Raw genomic sequence first — 17,891 nt, forward strand, 5'->3', positions numbered from 1 at the left:
CGAGGATAAAACAACAGGTTGAGCAATTGTGAGTAAGCGGGTCTCCTCCCCCCGGCCCACCCGGCCCCAGAAAGATACGCCTAAAATCCGCCGCACTGCGGTCCGGCGGCCCCGGTCCCATGGCCGGGGAACGTCATCCGGCGACGGCGGACCACCCTCCCGGATCCCGCAGTGGATCCGCGGACTGTTTGACCGGGGCCGCCCCCTGCCGCTGATCGGATTGGTGGCGGGGCTGGTCATCGGCGGGATCGTCCTTGGCTGGGCTCTGGGGCGGATCAACGGAACACCCCCTGCCCAGACCCGGGGGCTGGATACGGTGGCGATGGACCGTCTGGTGGCGGCGAATGAACCGGCGCACGGCATCATTCAGCGACCGGCTCCGATGATGGCGGACGCTGGTGCCGAAGACGGTGAAGGACCGGCCACCGCCTATGAAAGTGACTACGGCCCGGCGGTGGTCACTCCGTCACCGCTGGCGGCCGGGGCGCAGCCCGAGGGCGGAGTCCGCCTGAGTGACCCCCTGACGGCGGGTGGCACCGTCGGTGCCGTGGTCAGCGGGCAGGTGCCTGAGGCGGCCCCCGTGGCTCCTGCGGCAGTGGCTCCGGTAGCGGCTCCGATGTCCCCGGCGGTTCCGGTGCCTGCCCCGCAGCAGCATGCGGCGGTCATCCAGAAGGGCTGGAAAGATGCGGCGTTGCCTCCTCCGGCCGGGGCCGGAAAGAAGCCGATGATCGCCATTGTTATCGACGATATGGGGATCGACAAAGGGCGGACGGCCCGGATCACCGCGCTTCCGGGGCCGATCACCGCTTCTTTTCTGACCTACGCCAGCGACCTGAAGAAGCAGGCGGCAGACTCCCGCCGGGCCGGGCACGAACTGATGATGCACGTGCCGATGCAGCCGCAGGGCACCATCAATGCCGGGCCGGATGTGCTGCGGGTCGGGATGGATCCGGATGAAATCCATCGGCGGATGGTTGAGTATCTGGGCCGCCTTGACGGCATTGTCGGCATCAACAACCACATGGGCAGCGCCTTCACCGAACATGCCGAGGGATTGCGGCCGGTGATGCAGGTGCTGAAGGACCACAACCTGTTTTTCCTCGATTCCAAGACCTCGGGCCGCAGTGTCGGCAGCAAGATCGCGGCGGAAGCCGGAATTCCGACCATCGACCGCAATGTGTTTCTGGATCACGAGGAAACCAGTGCTTTCGTCACCCGCCAGCTGGCGGAGACGGAGGCGATTGCCCGTAAGCACGGGTACGCGGTGGCCATCGGCCACCCCAAGGATGTCACCATCAAAGGCCTGAGCCAGTGGCTGCCGACCCTGTCGGAAAAGGGCTTTGTGCTGGTGCCGTTGTCCACTTTGATCCGGATGCGGTCCGGTGCCGGTTGATCCGGCAGAGCAGGAGTACACAGCATGAGCAAGACGTATAAGGTTGACGGGATGACCTGCGGCGGCTGCGCCGCATCGGTGCAGAAGGCGATTGTTGCCGCCGTGCCGGGGGCGGTGGTCAGCATCGACCTGCCGACCGCGCGGGTGACGGTGGAGGCCGGGGCCGTTGAGGATACGGCGATCCAGAAGGCGGTTGAGGATGCCGGGTTCGATTACGCCGGTACGGTGTAACCAGTTTTCTGCGCAGGAAAACGGGGCAGGGCCTGGCTTTCAGGCTCTGCCCCGTTTTTTTGGCGCCCGTTTTTTGGCGATGGACCGTTATTCTGCCGGGGCTCTGGCCGGATCTCCGGTGCCGGTCCGGCGGCGGGGCAGCCGTCCGTTCAGGGCTGCATGGGCAATCAGGCCGATCACCAGTCCCCAGAATGCTCCCCCGATTCCCAGAAGGCTGATATTCGCGGCAGCGGCCAGAAAGGTGATCAGGGCGGCTTCCCGGCCCGCCGGATCAGCCATCGCTCCGGCAAGGCTGCCACCGATGGTCCCGAGCAGGGCCAGTCCGGCCAGTGTGGTGATGAAGGCGGAAGGAAAGGCCATGAAAACCGCCGCCAGAGTGACGCCGAAAATGCCGACCACGCAATAGGCGGCCCCGGCGGCCAGCCCGGCGATCCAGCGCTTGGAGCGGTCCTCGTGGGACTCCCGTCCGGTGGCGATGGCGGCGGTGATGGCGGCGATGTTGAAGGCGTGCGACCCGAACGGGGCCATCAGCAGGGATCCCAGACCGGTGACGGTGACAATCGGATTGGCGCTGGTGCGGAACCCGTCGTTGCGCAGCACCAGCATCCCCGGCATGTACTGGCCGGTCAGGGTGATCAGAAACAGCGGCAGAGCCACGCTCAGGGTGGCATTCAGGGTAAACTCCGGCAGGGTCAGCACCGGGGTGGCAGCGGTCAGGCTGAGGCCGGACAGGTCAATCCGGTCCTGTGCCAGCAGGATCAGCAGCCCGATGCCCAGAATACCGACCACCGCATAGCGGGCGGAAATCCGCTTCAGGAGGACATAGGAGAGGATCAGCAGGCAGACCAGCACCGGATCAACGCTGGCCCCGCCAAAGGCCCCGATGCCGAATTGCAGCAGGATCCCCGCCAGCAGGCCGGAGGCGATGCCCGGCGGAATCAGGCGGATCACTTTTTCAAAGTATCCTGACAGGCCAAGAAGGACAAAGGCCGCCGCCGACAGCATGTAGGCCCCGACGGCTTCGGCATAGGGGGTGGTGGCAAGGGTGGTGACGAGGAAGGCCGCGGCCGGGGTTGACCACGCGGTGATGATCGGTTCGCGGAACCGCCAGCTGAGGAACAGGCCGGTCAGCCCGACGCCGACCGAGACCGACCACACCCACGAGGCCGTCTGTTCCGGGCTTAGCCCGGCGCTGCGGGCGGCCTGAAAGATCAGGATAAATGTACCGCCATAGTTGACGATCACCGAGATGAGACCGGCAACAACCGGATGCGGCAGATCACGCAGCCGCAGGGGGGAAGGATGGGTATGCATGGGGCAGGCCTCCGGGAAGGTGCGGTCTGTCACCGCCGATGGCCTTGACATCTAGCCGGTAAATGGCCTGATAGATCCCGCCAATTCTTTGTACTGGATCAGACCAATTGTTCCGGCATTCGCAACTGGAAAGCGTTAAGGCGTGGCTGGAGCATCCCGCTTCAGCGGCACTCCCCCGGCATGCACGGATCCAGCGGGCGATCCGGCAGATGATTCTGGATGGGGCTTTGGGTCCGGGGAAGCCGCTTCCGGCATCACGGGCGCTGGCGGTGTCACTCGGTGTCTCCCGCGATACGGTGGAGGCGGCCTATACCCAGCTGCATGCGGAGGGGTTCATTGAACGGCAGGTCGGCCGGGGCAGCTTTGTGGCGGAGGGACCGGGTTTCTCCCCCGGGACCTCTCAGCCGCCGCCCTGCGGTCCCTTGTCAGCGGTTGTTCCGTCGCTGAGCCGGAGGGGGATGGCGATGGTGGCCGGGGGCGGGGTGCGGGAAAGTGCCCATCCCCGGCCTTTCGCGCCGGGGGTCCCGGAGACGCGAAGCTTTCCACTGCCCCTGTGGGACCGGTTGCAGCGGCAGATTGTCAAGGAGAGCGGGACCCGGGCGCTGCTGCATGGAGACCCGCAGGGGATGGAGCCGCTGCGGCGGGCGATTGCCGATTATGTCAATCTGGAGCGGGGGGCACGGGCGACGCCGGACCGGGTGCTGGTGCTGACCAGCGCCCAGCAGGCGATGCTGTTGTGCGCCACCGTTCTGCTGGATCCGGGGGAGCGGATTTTTGTCGAAGACCCGGCTTACTACGGCGCGCGGCGGGCTTTTGAGGCTGCCGGTCTGGAGTGTGTGCCGGTGCCGGTGGACGGGCAGGGAATCACGGTGGGGCCGATTCTCTCCGCCCCGCATCAGGCCCGGGCCCTGTGCCTGACACCGTCACACCAGTTTCCGACCGGGGCGACGCTGACGCTGGAGCGTCGGCTGGCGCTGATAGACTGGGCGCAGCGGCAGCAGGCGTGGATCATTGAAGATGATTACGACAGCGAATTTCATTATGCGGGCAAGCCGACCGCCTGCGTACAGGGGCTGGATCCGTATGGGCGCACCATTTACGTCGGCACCTTCACCAAATCGGTGTTTCCCGGTCTGCGCATCGGTTACGCCGTGCTGCCGCCGCAGCTGGTTCAGCCGATGACCATTGCCCGCACTCTTCAGGATGGCCATACGGCACCCTTGGCGCAGCTGACACTGGCCCGCTTTATGGAAGGCGGGCACTTCGGGGCCTATGTCCGCAGTATGCGCAGCCTGTATGCGCAGCGGTTGGACATCCTGTCCGGTTTGCTCCGGCGGCATCTGTCCGGCATCGTGGAGCCCCGTCTACCGGTGGGCGGATTACAGATGCCCTGCATGCTGACCCCTGAAATCTCTGAGAGCGGGACGGTGCAGGCGGCACGTCGGGCCGGGGTGGAGCTTCTCGGTCTGTCCGGGTTATACGCAGACCGTCAGCAGCCGGAACGGTCGGGGTTCCTGATGGGCTTTGCGGCCTACACGGCGACGGAAATGGAAGAGGCCGTCAGGGCTGTGGCCCCTGTGCTGCGGGGGAGAGGCCTGCGGCACTCTCCCCCGTCGCGGTAACAAAGAAACAGGGCAGCTTCGCCTTTAACGGCGGGCGAAGTTCACCGCCTCTTCCGTGGCGCGGACCAGCGCCCGGGCCTTGTTGCGGCATTCCTCGTATTCGCTGTCCGGATCGCTGTCGAGGACAATCCCGGCCCCGGCCTGAATGATCACTTCGCCATCCTTCACCAGAGCGGTGCGCAGGGCGATACAGGTATCCATCTGACCGTTGGCGGAGATATAGCCGACACATCCGGCGTAGAAGCTGCGGCGCTCCTGCTCCAGCTCGTCGATGATTTCCATCGCCCGGACCTTGGGAGCACCGGAGACGGTCCCCGCCGGGAACCCGGCCATCAGGGCCGACAGGGCATCATGATCGTCGGAGATATCGCCTTCCACGTTGGAGACGATGTGCATGACGTGGCTGTAGTTCTCGATGATCATCTGGTCGGTGACCTTAACCGTGCCGACCTTGGCAACCCGGCCCACATCGTTACGGCCCAGATCGAGCAGCATCAGGTGTTCGGCCAGTTCCTTCGGATCGGCCAGCAGGTCTTCCGCCAGCTCCCGGTCCTGTTCCGGGGTTTTTCCGCGCGGGCGGGTTCCGGCGATCGGGCGGATCGTCACCTTGCCATCGCGCAGCCGGACCAGAATTTCCGGGCTGGAGCCGACCAGCGTGGCATCGCCCAGATCAAGGTGGAACAGGAACGGCGACGGATTGGTCCGCCGCAGCGCCCGGTACAGGGCAAACGGCGGCAGCCTGAACGGAATACGGAAGCGCTGCGACAGCACCACCTGAAAGATATCGCCCGCCGCAATGTACTCTTTGGCCTTGGCGACCATGCCGTGGAATTCTTCCCGGGTGACATTGCTGACCGGTTCCGGCGGGGTGTCGGTGGCGCGCGGTGTCTCGCGGCGATAGGGCAGAGACCGCTGGAAGTCATCCATCACATCGGCGATGCGTTCCCCGGCCTGCTGATAGGCGGCTTCGGCGGACACGCCATCCTGCGGGCGGACCGGGGTGACGATGGTCACCAGCCCGTCAACGTTATCGAAAATCGCCATCACCGTCGGGCGCATGAAAATGCCGTCGGGAATGCCGATGGTATCGGGATTGGCATCGGGCAGGTGTTCGGCCAGCCGCACGAAATCATAGCTCATATAGCCGACCAGACCGGCGGCCATCGGCGGCAGTCCCTGTGGCAGGTCGATGCTGCATTCCGCCACCAGAGCCCGGAACGAGGTCAGGGTTTCCCCTGCCGGTTCGTAGGCGGTGGGGTCCAGACGGGCGGAGCGGTTGATTTCTGCGCTGTTGCCGTGGCATCGCCACAAAATATCCGGCTTAAGGCCGATAAAGGAATACCGCCCGCGCACCGCGCCCCCTTCCACCGATTCCAGCAGGAAGCTGTTCGGCTGGCCATCAGCCAGCTTCAGCATGGCAGAAACCGGGGTTTCCAGATCCGCCACCATGCGGGACCAGACCACCTGCGCCTGACCGGCGGCATAGGCAGTGCGGAAGTCCTGGAACGCGGGAAGCGTCAACATGGGAAGGTACTCCTGAGTGATCATGGCCCCGGGCTTTCGTCTGATCCGGGGCGGGGGTGAAAAAAGGGTGATGTGCGGGGTGGCTGAGGGGTGGAGGGAAAGTCTGCGGGGATTAGGAAATCTCACCGCAAACAAAACCGGGGCCGCAGGTTATGCGGCCCCGGAACTGGATGAGACTTACAGGGCTTTGTCAATCAGATCCCGCTTGATCACCGTTTTGAAGCGGGTTCCGAAGTCTGCGGTCAGCGCTTCGGTCAGATCCGATGCCGTTTCCTGTTTCAGGGTGGCGGCAACGGCATCAACCCCGGCCTGATCCGTGGCCGGATCGGCGGCAGTGATGGCATTCAGGCGGATGATGGTTGACCCGGATTCCCCGGGGACCAGAGCGGTGTCGTTGACAGCCATGGTAAACAGCTTCTGCACCATCTGGCGGGGGATGGTGGTGGAGCCGGCGGTCCCGTCACGGGTCACCGCCGGGATCGGGGCAAGGGTGATGCCCTTCGCCGGATCGGCCAGAGACGCCAGCGGCTTCCCGGCCTTGGCCTGTTCGGTCAGGGACTGGGCGACGGCTTCGGCCTTGGCCTTGCGGGCCCCTTCTTCCCACAGGGCAACAACGTCGGCGCGCACGGTCTCCAGCGGGCGCAGGGCCGCCGGGGTCACCGCGTTGACCCGCAGCAGGAACTGACCGGCAGGCGTCTGTTCCAGACGGCTTTCCTCGCCGGACTGGAGGGAAAAGGCGGAGGCGAGGATCTGCTCCCGCATGCCATCGGGCAAGGCGGTTTCCAGCTTGCCGCTGGCATCCATTCCCTTGTCGGTCACCGCGCCGATTTCGATCAGCGGCAGCGACAGCTTCTTGGCGGCAGCCGGGAAACCGGCACCGCTGGCCAGTTCGTCCTCAGCCTGACGGGCTACCTGATACAGGGCTTCATCGGCCTTGGCGCGGGTCAGCTCGGTGCGGATTTCATCCTTCACCGCTTCCAGTGGCTTCTGGCCGGCAGGGTGAATTTCGGAAACGCCAAACACGTGCCATCCCAGCGGGCTCTGCACCGGGGCGGAGATCTGTCCGGCGGCCAGCGCCATGACGGCGTCGGCGGTTTCGCCCGGCAGACCGTCGCGGCTGATGTCGCCCATCGGCAGGAACACGCTGCCCGTGACGGCCGCAGACGCCTTTTCCAGATCGCCCGGGGTTTTGGCGGCGGCGATCACGGCCTTGGCCGCGTCTTCGCTGTCGACCAGAACCTGAGACACATGCCGGGTTTCCGGCATGGCGTACTGGTCCTTGTTGGCGGCGTAGTGGCTTTCAACTTCCAGATCGCTGACGGTGGCCCGTGCGGTCATATCGCTGCTGCGCAGGAGCAGAACGGAAATGGCGCGGGTTTCCGGGGCCATAAAGCGGACGGCATTGGCCTCATAAACCGACTTCAGCTCGTCGTCACCGGCAGTCTTATCCAGCGGCTGCGCCTTGGCGGAAACCACGAGGGCATCCCCGGTGCGGGTTTCCTTCTGGTAGCGGTACAGGGTCTCCGCCAGAATTTTCGGGGCTGCGGCGTTGGCTTCCACGCCGCCGGTCAGGCGGCGGGTGGTCAGGTCCGGGCGGACCAGTTTGATGTACATGTCTTCGGTCAGGTTGTTTGCCATCAGGGTCCGCTGGAACAGATCCTTGTCAAACTTTCCGTCCGCGCCCTTGAAGGTCGGCTGTTCCATGATGGCCTGACGCAGGCCCTCGTCAGAGACCACCAGACCGAGATCCTTTGCGGCCATCTGCTGGGTGGCGGAGGACACAATCCCGATGATGGTGCTGTCGAGAATGCCGAACTGCTTCGCGGTTTCCGCATTGAAGCTGGCACCGAACATGCCACGGAACTGTTCCACCTGACGGGTGAACTGCTTGGCGACATAACCCGGATCATACTCAAGGTCCCCGACCTTGATCGCGACACGGTCGGTGGCAAGACCGCGCATCACGTCACCGACACCCCAGACGCCGAAGCTGAGGATCAGCAGGACGAACAGGATCTTGATGACCCATGAGCCGGAGGATTTACGCAGAACGTCAAGCATAGGGAAATCCCAGACTGGACGGCAGGGCAGCGGCCCGCCGGAAGGAAATCAGGAATGAGAGACCAGCCTCTCAGGCGGCGCATGATACGGACAGCCCGGCGGACCCGCAACCATGGAAGACGCCGCTTTGCATGGAAAAGTGTGATCGATGCGCTGTTCTGTCCGGGGTGGTCTGCCATCAGGGCTGTCGCTGGCATTGGAAATCCGGCGGGATCGTGGTAAACAGCGTGCGGAATAACACTGCTCCGCTCCGCCCGGTCTCCTTCGCGTCCGGGCAGGGTGGCTGCACCGCAAAACAGTCTTGAAAAGCAGTCTTGATAAGAGGAAATGGAATGAGCTCGCGTCGTCCGCTGATCGCCGGTAACTGGAAGATGAATGGCCTGCGGGCCGATGCTGACCTGCTCGTTTCCGGCCTTGCCGCGCGGTATAAGGCCCTGTCGGCCCCGGCGTTTGACATGCTGCTGTGCCCCCCGGCGACGCTGGTCGCCACGGTGGCGGCGCAGGCTGCCGGTTCGGGCCTGAAAGTTGGCGGGCAGGATTGCCACCGCAATGAAAAGGGGGCCCATACCGGCGATATTTCCGCCTGGATGCTGCGGGATATCGGGGCCGGTTATGTGATTGTCGGTCACTCCGAACGCCGTCAGGATCACGCTGAAACCAATGCTGTGGTGAAGGATAAGGCGCAGGCGGCACAGGCGGCCGGTCTGGTGGCGGTGATCTGCATCGGCGAGACCGAGGCGGAGCGTGACCGTGGCGAAACCCTGCGGGTGGTGGCGGATCAGGTGCGCGGGTCCATGCCGGCCGGTTCGACCGCCGAAAACACCGTTCTGGCGTATGAGCCGGTGTGGGCGATCGGCACCGGCCGCACCCCGACCCCGGATGACGTGGCCGAAGTGCACGCTGAAATCCGCAAGGTGGCGGCGGAAGTGCTGGGCAGCGCTGCCCAGCAGCTTAAGATCCTCTACGGCGGATCGGTGAAGCCGTCCAATGCCATGGAGTTTCTGGGGCTGACGGACGTTGATGGTGCGCTGGTCGGGGGCGCCAGCCTGAAGGTTGATGATTTCTGGGCGATTGCTGAAGCCGTGTCCTGATCGGCTTCTGTTCCGGATGCCGGGCCCGTGCCCGTCCGTCGGCGGCAGCCGTGCGGCACGGGCGGGGCAGGCATTCCGGGAAAAACATGCCGCTGGCAAATTTAGTGCTGGCATCTGCCGCGCGGTCACATTAAAAAGCCGCGTTTGAGAGGTTAGGCTGATCCGTGCCGGTCCGCAGTTGCGGGGGTGGTGCATCGGCCCAGAATGGGTATTGATTGTCCATGATTACCGTCGTTCTGGTCATCCATCTGCTGATCGCGCTTGCTCTGGTCGGCGTCATCCTGTTGCAGCGTTCCGAGGGCGGTGCCCTTGGCATGGGCGGCGGCGGTGGCGGCGGTCTGGTGTCCGGCCGTGCGGCCGGGAACATCCTGACCCGTACCACCGCCATTCTGGCGACCGCGTTTTTCATCACCAGTCTGGTGCTGGCGATTATGGCCAATAACAGCGGTTCGGCCTCCAAGACGTCGATCGTTGATACTCCGGCCCAGAGCACCCCGGCGGCCCCGGCCGCTCCGGTGTCTCAGTAACGTGTGGCGGGGTCCCCGGCGGACCCCGCTCTCTGTCCGGAGGTTCCGGCGTCTGCCTGTACCGGCCCGTGGATCTGTTCCACCGGCCTGATGTGACGGCAGACTGACGCACAGGGAAACCCGCCCCCGAAAAGCGCGGGACAGTTTCATCAAGGTCCCGGAGTGCCTCCGGGGCCCCTCGGGCGGCGTTTGCCGCCCGGTTGGCATTTTTCGGTCCGTTTCCGTGGGGTCCGGGTGTCTCTGGCAGGCTTTTCCTGTCGTGTGGCCGGATCCACAACTCATGATGCAGATCAGATGCTGCCCCGTGGCGCGCAGGGAGTGGATTTCCCTTCCGCAAGCCAGCCGGTGGCGGCCGATCCCCTTTCTACAGGCAGAGTGTCGCTCCATGACTCGGTTCATCTTCATCACCGGCGGTGTGGTTTCTTCTTTGGGCAAGGGGCTGGCGTCGGCGGCACTTGCGGCCTGTTTGCAGGCGCGCGGCTACAAGGTCCGTATGCGCAAGCTGGACCCGTATCTGAACGTCGATCCGGGCACCATGAGCCCGACCCAGCATGGCGAGGTGTATGTGACCGACGACGGGGCGGAAACCGACCTCGACCTCGGCCACTATGAACGGTTCACCGGTGTGTCCTCGCGCCGGTCTGACAACGTGACCGCCGGGCGGATTTACAAGACCGTTCTGGAAAAGGAACGCCGGGGCGATTATCTGGGCGGGACCGTGCAGGTCATTCCGCACGTCACCGACCAGATCAAGACCTTCGTACTGTCTGACCTGACCGACGAAGATTTCTGCCTGTGTGAAATCGGCGGCACTGTCGGCGACATCGAAAGCCTGCCGTTCCTGGAGGCGATCCGCCAGCTGAACAACGAGCTGGGCCGCGAGCGGGCCATGGTGATTCACGTCACCCTGCTGCCGTATATCCCGACCGCCGGGGAACTGAAGACCAAGCCGACCCAGCATTCGGTGAAGGAACTGCTGAGCGTCGGTATTCAGCCCGATATCCTGATGTGCCGTTCCGACCGCCCGATTCCGGAAGGGGAACGCCGGAAGATTGCGCTGTTCTGTAACGTCAACGAGAAGAACGTGATTGCCGCTCTGGATGCCTCCAGCATCTATGCGGTGCCGATCGATTACCATGCGCAGGGTCTGGATACCCAGGTGTGCAAGCACTTCCACCTGCCGTACGAGAAGGCCCCGGACCTCAGCCGCTGGCACACCATTCTGGAACGGGTGACCAAGCCGGAAGGCGAAGTGACCATCGGCGTGGTCGGCAAGTACACCTCGCTGCTCGACAGCTACAAGTCCCTGTCGGAAGCCCTGACCCATGGCGGCATCGCCAACAACGTCAAGGTCAAGCTGGAATGGATCGACGCCGAGCAGCTGGAGAAGGAAAATCCGGCCACCGTTCTCGGCGGTGTAGATGGCATCATGGTGCCGGGCGGCTTTGGCGAGCGTGGTTCGGAAGGGAAGATCCGCGCCGCCACCTTTGCCCGGGAAAACAATGTGCCGTACTTCGGCATCTGCTTCGGCATGCAGATGGCGGTGATCGAATGTGCCCGCAATCTGGCCGGTCTGCCCAAGGCGTCGTCCTCGGAATTCGGCCCGTCGGAAACCCCGCTGGTTGGTCTGATGACCGAATGGCTGCGCGGGAACGAACTGGTCAAGCGCTCCGCCTCCGGTGATCTGGGCGGCACCATGCGTCTGGGGGCCTATGAATGCCATCTGGAAGAAGGGTCCCGGGTCCGTCAGATCTACGGCACTGAGGTGATCCGTGAGCGTCACCGGCACCGCTACGAAGTGAACGTTCATTATAAAGATCAGCTGGAAGCCACCGGTCTGCGCTTCTCCGGCCTGTCGCCGGATGGCCTGTTGCCGGAAATTGTTGAATACAAGGACCATCCGTGGTTCATCGGTGTCCAGTTCCATCCGGAACTGAAGTCCAAGCCGTTTGATCCGCATCCGCTGTTCACCTCCTTCATCACTGCGGCGCTGACCAAGTCGCGTCTGGTGTGATTTCGCTCCTGCCGGTTTCAAGGATATCCAGATGACCCAGACCGCCGCCGCCCCGCGTCATGTTTCCGTCGGGAACGTCACCTTCGGCAACGATCTGCCGATGGTGCTGATTGCCGGTCCCTGCCAGATGGAAAGCCGGGATCATGCGATGGAGACGGCGGGCCGTCTGGTGGAGATCTGCAAGGCGACCGGCGTGCCGCTGATCTACAAGACCTCCTTCGACAAGGCCAACCGCACTTCGCTGGGTGGCCGTCGCGGGGCGGGTCTGGAAGCGGCGCTGCCGGTGTTCGCCGAAATCCGCGAAACCTACGGCATTCCGGTGCTGACCGATGTGCATGAGCCGTGGCACTGCGCTGAAGTGGCTGCGGTGGTTGATGTGCTTCAGATCCCGGCCTTCCTGTGCCGCCAGACCGACCTGCTGCTGGCGGCTGCGGCCACCGGCCGTGCCGTTAATGTCAAGAAGGGGCAGTTTCTGGCCCCGTGGGACATGAAAAACGTGGTGGCCAAGCTGGACGGTGCCGGAAACAGCAACGTGATTGTCACCGAGCGTGGGGCCTCCTTCGGCTATAATACGCTGGTTGTCGATATGCGCGGTCTGCCGACCATGGCCCGGGATACCGGCTGCCCGATCATCATGGATGCCACCCATGCGGTGCAGCAGCCGGGCGGTCAGGGCGGGTCTTCCGGCGGTCAGCGGGAATTTGCGCCGGTGATGGCCCGGGCTGCCCTGTCGCTGGGGATTGCCGGGGTGTTCATCGAAACCCACGAGAACCCCGACTGTGCGCCGTCTGACGGCCCGAACATGATTCCGCTGGACCAGATGCAGTCCCTGCTTCAGGTTCTGGTGCAATTCGACCGGCTGGCCAAGGCCAATCCGGTTGTACTGTAAGGCCCGGGCTTTTACCCACGCACCGGCCTTGCCATTTTCAACCCTGGGAGATGTCCTCCATGACCGCCATTGTTGATATTCATGCCCGTGAAATCCTCGACTCCCGCGGCAATCCGACCGTTGAAGTCGATGTGATTCTGGAAAGCGGCGCGTTCGGCCGTGCCGCCGTTCCGTCGGGGGCTTCCACCGGTGCGCATGAAGCGGTTGAACTGCGTGACGGCGACAAGGGCCGTTACCTCGGCAAGGGCGTGCTGAAGGCCGTTGACATGGTCAACGACGAAATCTTCCAGACGCTGGCCGGTCTGGATGCCGATGATCAGGTCCTGCTGGACCAGATGATGATCGACCTCGACGGGACCCCGAACAAGGCCCGCCTCGGCGCCAACGCCATCCTCGGGGTGTCTCTGGCGGTTGCGAAGGCTGCGGCTGAGGAATCCAGCCTGCCGCTGTACCGCTACATCGGCGGTGCCTATGCCCGCACCCTGCCGGTGCCGATGATGAACATCATCAACGGTGGCCAGCATGCCGACAACCCGATCGACATTCAGGAATTCATGATCATGCCGGTGTCCGCCGGCTCGATCGCCGATGCGATCCGCATGGGCTCTGAAGTCTTCCATAACCTGAAGAAGCAGCTGCACGACGCCGGTCACAACACCAACGTCGGTGACGAAGGCGGCTTTGCCCCGAACCTGAAGTCCGCTGATGAAGCCCTCGGTTTCATCATGAAGTCGATCGAAAAGGCTGGCTACAAGCCGGGCGACGACATCGTGCTGGCGCTGGATTCCGCTTCGACCGAGTTCTACAAGGACGGTCTGTACCGGATGGATGGCGAAGGCAAGGCGCTGGATGCCGCCGGGATGGTCAAGTACTACGAAGATCTGTGCAGCCGCTTCCCGATCTTCTCGATCGAAGACGGCGTGTCGGAAGACGACTGGGATGGCTGGAAGCTGCTGACCGATGCCCTTGGTAACAAGGTGCAGCTGGTTGGCGACGATCTGTTCGTCACCAACCCGGCCCGTCTGGCCGATGGCATCCAGAAGGGCGTTGCCAACTCCATTCTGGTGAAGGTCAACCAGATCGGCACCCTGTCGGAAACGCTGGAAGCCGTGCAGATGGCCCACAAGGCCCGCTACACCGCCGTTCTGTCGCACCGTTCGGGTGAAACCGAAGACAGCACCATTGCCGATATCGCGGTGGCCACCAATTGCGGCCAGATCAAGACCGGCTCCCTCAGCCGTTCCGACCGCATGGCCAAGTACAACCAGCTGATCCGCATCGAGGAAGAGCTGGGCGATGCCGCCCTTTATGCCGGTAAGTCGATCCTGAAGGGTTAATTCCCGGATCTTCTGACCGCTGTCAGGCTTGCAGGCCGGGGCAAAAGCTCCGGCCTGTTGCTTTTGGGGTGTTGCCGGAACGGGCCGGAAGGCGTTATCGTTAAGGTCTTCAGGCAGTTACGCTGCCAAAAACCATCGGGGTCGGACGACGGGGATGAAGCCACCCATTTGCGACAGTGTGTTTGATGTGGCTTTCTGGCTGATCGACCGGGCTCTGGACGACGGGGAATATCTTCAGCCCCAGAAACTGCAACGTCTGCTGTTTCTGGCGCAGGCTTACTATGCGGTGATGTCCAAGGGCGACAAACTGATGCCGTGCCTGTTCATTGCCTCCGGCATGGGCCCACTGGAGCCGTCTTCCTGGCGGGCCTTTGAACATGGCCGCCCGAAGGTTGATTATCAGAAGATTCCGCAGGAAATCCAGCCGTTTCTGGACAGTCTGTGGCGGAAGTTCAGCCCCCACAGCGCCGAGTATTTAAACAAGCTGGTGTGCAGTCATCCGCCGTATCAGGATGCCTTCGCACAGGGGCGGCGCAGTGAAATCACGCTGGAGGCGATGGTGGCCTATTATGGCCGGAAGCCGACCCAGAACCAGCCGGGGCTGAAGGATGCCCCGCCGATCGACCGGGTTCTGCGGCCGCGTGTCATGCGGTCCCAGACCGGGAAGCCGGTCAGCGTGACCAGTTGGACACCCAAACGCAAGACACCTCCAACCCCCTGACTGCTTTTATCCGGCCATCGCACGGTTCCGTCCGGCCCGTTTGGCATCATACAGGGCTGTATCGGCGCGGCCGATGGTATCGGCAATGGATGTGTCGGTCAGCAGGGCCTGCGACAGGCCAATGCTGATGGTCATCCGGCCGATATCAGGGAAAGGCGTCTCTGCCACCAGTGCGCAGAGGCGTTCAGCCAGACTGGTGCCGTCTGGCCGGGCCGGGGTTTCCGGCAGCAGCAGCACAAACTCCTCACCCCCATACCGGGCAAGGCTGTCGCAGGTACGGATGTTTGCCAACAGCAATCCGGCCAGTGTCTGAAGAACCCGGTCCCCGGCCTGATGGCCGTAAGTGTCGTTGACGGTCTTGAAGTGGTCGGCATCAACCAACAGAATGGTGAACGTAATCCCGGACCGCTGGAACAGGGCAAACTGCTCTGCCCCGATGCTGTCGAACCGGCGCCGGTTCAGGACGCCGGTCAGGGCATCGTGGGTGGCAAGGCGCTGGAGTTCCTGATTCGCCTTTTCCAGCTCTGCGGTTCTTTCGGCAACCAGCGTTTCCAGAGACGCGTTGAGGCTGGCCAGATCATGCTCCCGCTTCAGCAGGCTTTCAGCCATGGAGCGGAAGGCGGTGTTCAGTTGCCGGATCTCGGCAGGGCCCTGCAACGCCGGGAAGGTTTCGGGAATCCGGTCCTGTTCCTCAATAGACCGTGCGGTTGCGGCCAGATGTTCAATTGGGCGGCTCAGGCGCAGGGCGAGGCGATAGACAATCAGGGCAGACAGAGCGACGCCCAGCGCACCGAGCCCCAGAAGCTTTTGGATCAGCGCCTGTACCGGGGCAACGGCGTCAGCCCGGGGCTGCCGGACGATCACATGCCAGACCACAGAAGACGCCGGTCCGGTATCCACCTGTACAGCTGCCGTCAGGTAAGAGGCTCCATCAGGCCAGACCATCTCTCTGTATCCCTGTTCCGGAACGGCGGGGGCCTGTTCCGTGCCGACAAGGCTGTAGGGATAGAGGATCGTTCCGTTTTGGGTGGCGAGGATCACTTCGGCCCGGGTTCCGCTCAAGGGCCCGCGGACTGCTGATGCAACTGTGTCGGTCACCCATTCCCACGGGGCATGGGCTGAAAGGACGCCTCTCAGGGCTCCGTCCCGGGTGCGGACCGGTGTGGCAATGTCGATGAAGCGCAGGGGCTGGCCGCTGGTGGGCTGTGGCAGCAGTTTGGCCAGCATCACGGCTTCGTGGATGTCCCCGAAGAAGTTTCCGGTCCGGCCGGACTGGAACCACGGCCGTTGCTCCGCATTCTGTCCGGTCAGGATGCCGTCCGTGGCCTGAAGGATCCGACCGGTCTGATCTGTCACTCCGATCCAGGCATAGGCACCATGGGCGGCCTTGCGCATATCCAGAATCCGGCGGACATCGCCCCCGCTCAGGTCCCCGTCGGTGAACAGCGGGCCCTGTGCCAGAAGCTGGATTTCCTGTTGCCGTTCCCGCAGGTTTTCGGACAGCAGGGCCGCAGCAGATCCGGCCGCGGCCTCCAGCCGGTGCCCGGCGATTGTCTTCAGCTCATCGGTGGCGATCGAGCCGACATAGGCCCCGGCGGCCAAAACCCCGGTCAGGGTCAGGCCTCCGAACCAAAGGGTCAGGCGGATCCGCAGGCTGTCCAGCCGCATACGTCACTCCTCAACGCAGGAATGCTGTCAAAGCAGCTGGAAGGCAAGGATTGCGGTGATGGTCGGGGGCAGAGCCGCCAGAAACAGGTACAGCGGATTGATGGCACCCTCATCAAAGTTGCCGCGCAGGATGGAGTATCCGGCGGGATTTGGGGCATTGGCGATTACGGTCAGCCCCCCGCCGGTGACAGCCCCGGCAACCAGCGCGTACTTGAAGGATTCGTTCAGGCCGTCGACCAGAGAGCCCAGATAGGTCAGGGCGGCATTGTCGGTGATGGCGGTCAGGGCGGTCGCACCGAAATAGATCATGGTTGCATCCATGTTGGCCAGCATCGGCTGGAGCCACCATTTCTGCTGCCCGCCCAACACCACCAGCCCGGCGAGGAAGAAGGCGACCATCAGACCTTCCCGCAGGATCAGCGGATCCTGATAGCGGCGGTAAGCCTGCGTGAAGCCAAGGAAGAACAGCAGCAGCCCCATGAACACCGCCGGATGGTGGGAGAACAGGACCACACCGGCAAGAAACAGGGTATGGATTAGCATCACCGCAGCCGGAACCTGATCGGCCGCTTTCTCAGCCTTGGGGACGGTCAGGCGGCGCAGTTCCGCCGCAAACAGGGCGGTGATAACGCTGGCATTGATGAGGACGGCGATGGCTGATTTCCACCCGAAGTGGGTCAGCATATACACCAGATCCCAGTTCCATTTGGCGGCAACCATCAGCACCGGCAGGGCGGCAAAGGGGGTCAGGGTGCCACCGATGGAGACATTAACGAACAGCGTGCCGATGGCCGCATACTTCAGGCGCTTAGAAATCGGGTTGGTGTAATACCGGTCCCGCAGCAGCATGGCCGCCAGTGTCATCGCCGCCGGTTCGGTGATGAGGGAGCCGAGCAGTGGAACAACTGACAGGGTCGTGACGAAGTAAGCCACGTTCGAGGGCAGGGGCAGAACGCGGGCTATGGCGGTAACGCCGATGCGGGCCAGTTGCAGAATCGGCTTGCTGCCTGCGATCACCATAATCGCGAAGACAAACAGCGGCTCAGTATAGTTTTGGGTATCAAGATAGGTGGTGGCGGCAGCCTTGCCGTCAATGAAGAACATGAACAGAACGAGGACCAGCGCCCAGAACCCGAACACCGCCTCCACTTCGCCCAGCAGGTGCCATAATCCGGCATGCGCCGGGCGGGTATGGGCCAGATGCTCAAAAAATTTGGTGGAGAAGGTGTGGAGGACGGCAATGGCGAACAGGCCAGCGCCAATCATCTCGATTGTTGTCGGATGCATGGGGGTCCGGGGTCCTCAGTTCTTCAGGCTGCATTCGGCCATCGGCCCGCTGGCTGCTGACGGTCCGGTCTGGGGCCGGACGCTTTTTGTCAACGCAGGGGTGAAAGCGGTTTCCCCATAATGGATGCGCTGTTTGCATGACGCAAGAAAAACGCCCGGCAAGGAGCTGTTTTTGCGGTGCATTTAACAAAGGCTCTCAGGGAATTTGAGGC

14 protein-coding genes are annotated in these 17,891 nt (G+C 63.4%); 9 read left to right on the forward strand and 5 right to left on the reverse strand.

Annotated elements, in window-relative coordinates; all coding sequences use genetic code 11:
* Window positions 1-28 precede the first annotated feature (28 nt).
* Both FHS48_RS20450 and FHS48_RS10040 read left to right on the forward strand, forming a co-directional pair.
* Window positions 29-1,393 (forward strand): divergent polysaccharide deacetylase family protein, encoded by a 1,365-nt coding sequence (locus FHS48_RS20450; protein WP_184263423.1) that lies wholly within the window; start codon window positions 29-31, stop codon window positions 1,391-1,393.
* A gap of 24 nt (window positions 1,394-1,417) precedes the next feature.
* The gene (locus FHS48_RS10040; protein WP_184263424.1) at window positions 1,418-1,624 is read left to right on the forward strand and encodes a heavy-metal-associated domain-containing protein; all 207 of its coding nucleotides are present in this window, start codon (window positions 1,418-1,420) and stop codon (window positions 1,622-1,624) included.
* Between the two features lie 87 nt (window positions 1,625-1,711).
* On the opposite strand, the gene FHS48_RS10045 is transcribed toward FHS48_RS10040, so the two are convergent.
* Window positions 1,712-2,938, reverse strand: a complete 1,227-nt coding sequence (locus tag FHS48_RS10045) for a benzoate/H(+) symporter BenE family transporter (protein ID WP_184263425.1) — start codon at window positions 2,936-2,938, stop codon at window positions 1,712-1,714.
* Between the two features lie 107 nt (window positions 2,939-3,045).
* On the opposite strand from FHS48_RS10045, the gene pdxR reads away from it, so the two are divergent.
* Window positions 3,046-4,560 (forward strand): MocR-like pyridoxine biosynthesis transcription factor PdxR, encoded by a 1,515-nt coding sequence (pdxR, locus tag FHS48_RS10050; RefSeq protein WP_184263426.1) that lies wholly within the window; start codon window positions 3,046-3,048, stop codon window positions 4,558-4,560.
* 24 nt (window positions 4,561-4,584) lie between these two features.
* On the opposite strand, the gene trpE is transcribed toward pdxR, so the two are convergent.
* On the reverse strand, window positions 4,585-6,084 hold the full coding sequence (gene trpE, locus FHS48_RS10055; RefSeq protein WP_184263427.1) for an anthranilate synthase component I: 1,500 nt from the start codon (window positions 6,082-6,084) through the stop codon (window positions 4,585-4,587).
* 177 nt (window positions 6,085-6,261) lie between these two features.
* Window positions 6,262-8,145, reverse strand: coding sequence for a peptidyl-prolyl cis-trans isomerase (locus FHS48_RS10060; protein ID WP_184263428.1), 1,884 nt, complete (start codon window positions 8,143-8,145; stop codon window positions 6,262-6,264).
* A gap of 332 nt (window positions 8,146-8,477) precedes the next feature.
* On the opposite strand from FHS48_RS10060, the gene tpiA reads away from it, so the two are divergent.
* The 6 genes from tpiA (at window position 8,478) to FHS48_RS10090 (ending at window position 14,724) form a co-directional block, all read left to right on the forward strand.
* Window positions 8,478-9,236 carry a triose-phosphate isomerase gene (gene tpiA, locus FHS48_RS10065; RefSeq protein WP_184263429.1) on the forward strand — a complete coding sequence of 253 codons (759 nt, stop codon included), beginning with the start codon at window positions 8,478-8,480 and terminating at the stop codon, window positions 9,234-9,236.
* A 221-nt stretch (window positions 9,237-9,457) separates the two neighbouring features.
* Entirely contained in the window at window positions 9,458-9,763 is a 306-nt protein-coding gene (gene secG, locus FHS48_RS10070; RefSeq protein ID WP_184263430.1) for a preprotein translocase subunit SecG, read from the forward strand.
* A 385-nt stretch (window positions 9,764-10,148) separates the two neighbouring features.
* Window positions 10,149-11,777, forward strand: a complete 1,629-nt coding sequence (locus FHS48_RS10075) for a CTP synthase (protein ID WP_184263431.1) — start codon at window positions 10,149-10,151, stop codon at window positions 11,775-11,777.
* Window positions 11,778-11,808: 31 nt separating this feature from the next.
* On the forward strand, window positions 11,809-12,666 hold the full coding sequence (gene kdsA, locus FHS48_RS10080) for a 3-deoxy-8-phosphooctulonate synthase (RefSeq protein ID WP_184263432.1): 858 nt from the start codon (window positions 11,809-11,811) through the stop codon (window positions 12,664-12,666).
* A gap of 59 nt (window positions 12,667-12,725) precedes the next feature.
* Window positions 12,726-14,003 (forward strand): phosphopyruvate hydratase, encoded by a 1,278-nt coding sequence (gene eno / locus FHS48_RS10085; protein WP_184263433.1) that lies wholly within the window; start codon window positions 12,726-12,728, stop codon window positions 14,001-14,003.
* Window positions 14,004-14,157: 154 nt separating this feature from the next.
* Window positions 14,158-14,724: a Panacea domain-containing protein gene (locus FHS48_RS10090; protein ID WP_184263434.1), complete on the forward strand. Its 567-nt coding sequence runs from the start codon at window positions 14,158-14,160 to the stop codon at window positions 14,722-14,724.
* A 6-nt stretch (window positions 14,725-14,730) separates the two neighbouring features.
* Here the strand turns inward: FHS48_RS10090 and FHS48_RS10095 are convergent, their stop codons facing one another.
* Together FHS48_RS10095 and FHS48_RS10100 are read right to left on the reverse strand one after the other, a co-directional pair.
* Entirely contained in the window at window positions 14,731-16,392 is a 1,662-nt protein-coding gene (locus FHS48_RS10095; RefSeq protein ID WP_184263435.1) for a sensor domain-containing diguanylate cyclase, read from the reverse strand.
* A 27-nt stretch (window positions 16,393-16,419) separates the two neighbouring features.
* Window positions 16,420-17,679, reverse strand: a complete 1,260-nt coding sequence (locus tag FHS48_RS10100; RefSeq protein ID WP_184263436.1) for a putative Na+/H+ antiporter — start codon at window positions 17,677-17,679, stop codon at window positions 16,420-16,422.
* Window positions 17,680-17,891 lie beyond the last annotated feature (212 nt).

It is taken from the genome of Novispirillum itersonii, from assembly GCF_014205675.1.
GTDB lineage: Bacteria > Pseudomonadota > Alphaproteobacteria > Rhodospirillales > Rhodospirillaceae > Novispirillum > Novispirillum itersonii_A.

Coding starts and splice junctions, on each gene's coding strand:
- FHS48_RS10040 (WP_184263424.1), top strand. CDS start 1,418: ATGAGCAAGACGTATAAGGTTGACGGGATGACCTGCGGCGGCTGCGCC.
- FHS48_RS10045 (WP_184263425.1), bottom strand. CDS start 2,938: ATGCATACCCATCCTTCCCCCCTGCGGCTGCGTGATCTGCCGCATCCG.
- trpE (WP_184263427.1), bottom strand. CDS start 6,084: ATGTTGACGCTTCCCGCGTTCCAGGACTTCCGCACTGCCTATGCCGCC.
- FHS48_RS10060 (WP_184263428.1), bottom strand. CDS start 8,145: ATGCTTGACGTTCTGCGTAAATCCTCCGGCTCATGGGTCATCAAGATC.
- tpiA (WP_184263429.1), top strand. CDS start 8,478: ATGAGCTCGCGTCGTCCGCTGATCGCCGGTAACTGGAAGATGAATGGC.
- secG (WP_184263430.1), top strand. CDS start 9,458: ATGATTACCGTCGTTCTGGTCATCCATCTGCTGATCGCGCTTGCTCTG.
- FHS48_RS10075 (WP_184263431.1), top strand. CDS start 10,149: ATGACTCGGTTCATCTTCATCACCGGCGGTGTGGTTTCTTCTTTGGGC.
- kdsA (WP_184263432.1), top strand. CDS start 11,809: ATGACCCAGACCGCCGCCGCCCCGCGTCATGTTTCCGTCGGGAACGTC.
- eno (WP_184263433.1), top strand. CDS start 12,726: ATGACCGCCATTGTTGATATTCATGCCCGTGAAATCCTCGACTCCCGC.
- FHS48_RS10090 (WP_184263434.1), top strand. CDS start 14,158: ATGAAGCCACCCATTTGCGACAGTGTGTTTGATGTGGCTTTCTGGCTG.
- FHS48_RS10095 (WP_184263435.1), bottom strand. CDS start 16,392: ATGCGGCTGGACAGCCTGCGGATCCGCCTGACCCTTTGGTTCGGAGGC.
- FHS48_RS10100 (WP_184263436.1), bottom strand. CDS start 17,679: ATGCATCCGACAACAATCGAGATGATTGGCGCTGGCCTGTTCGCCATT.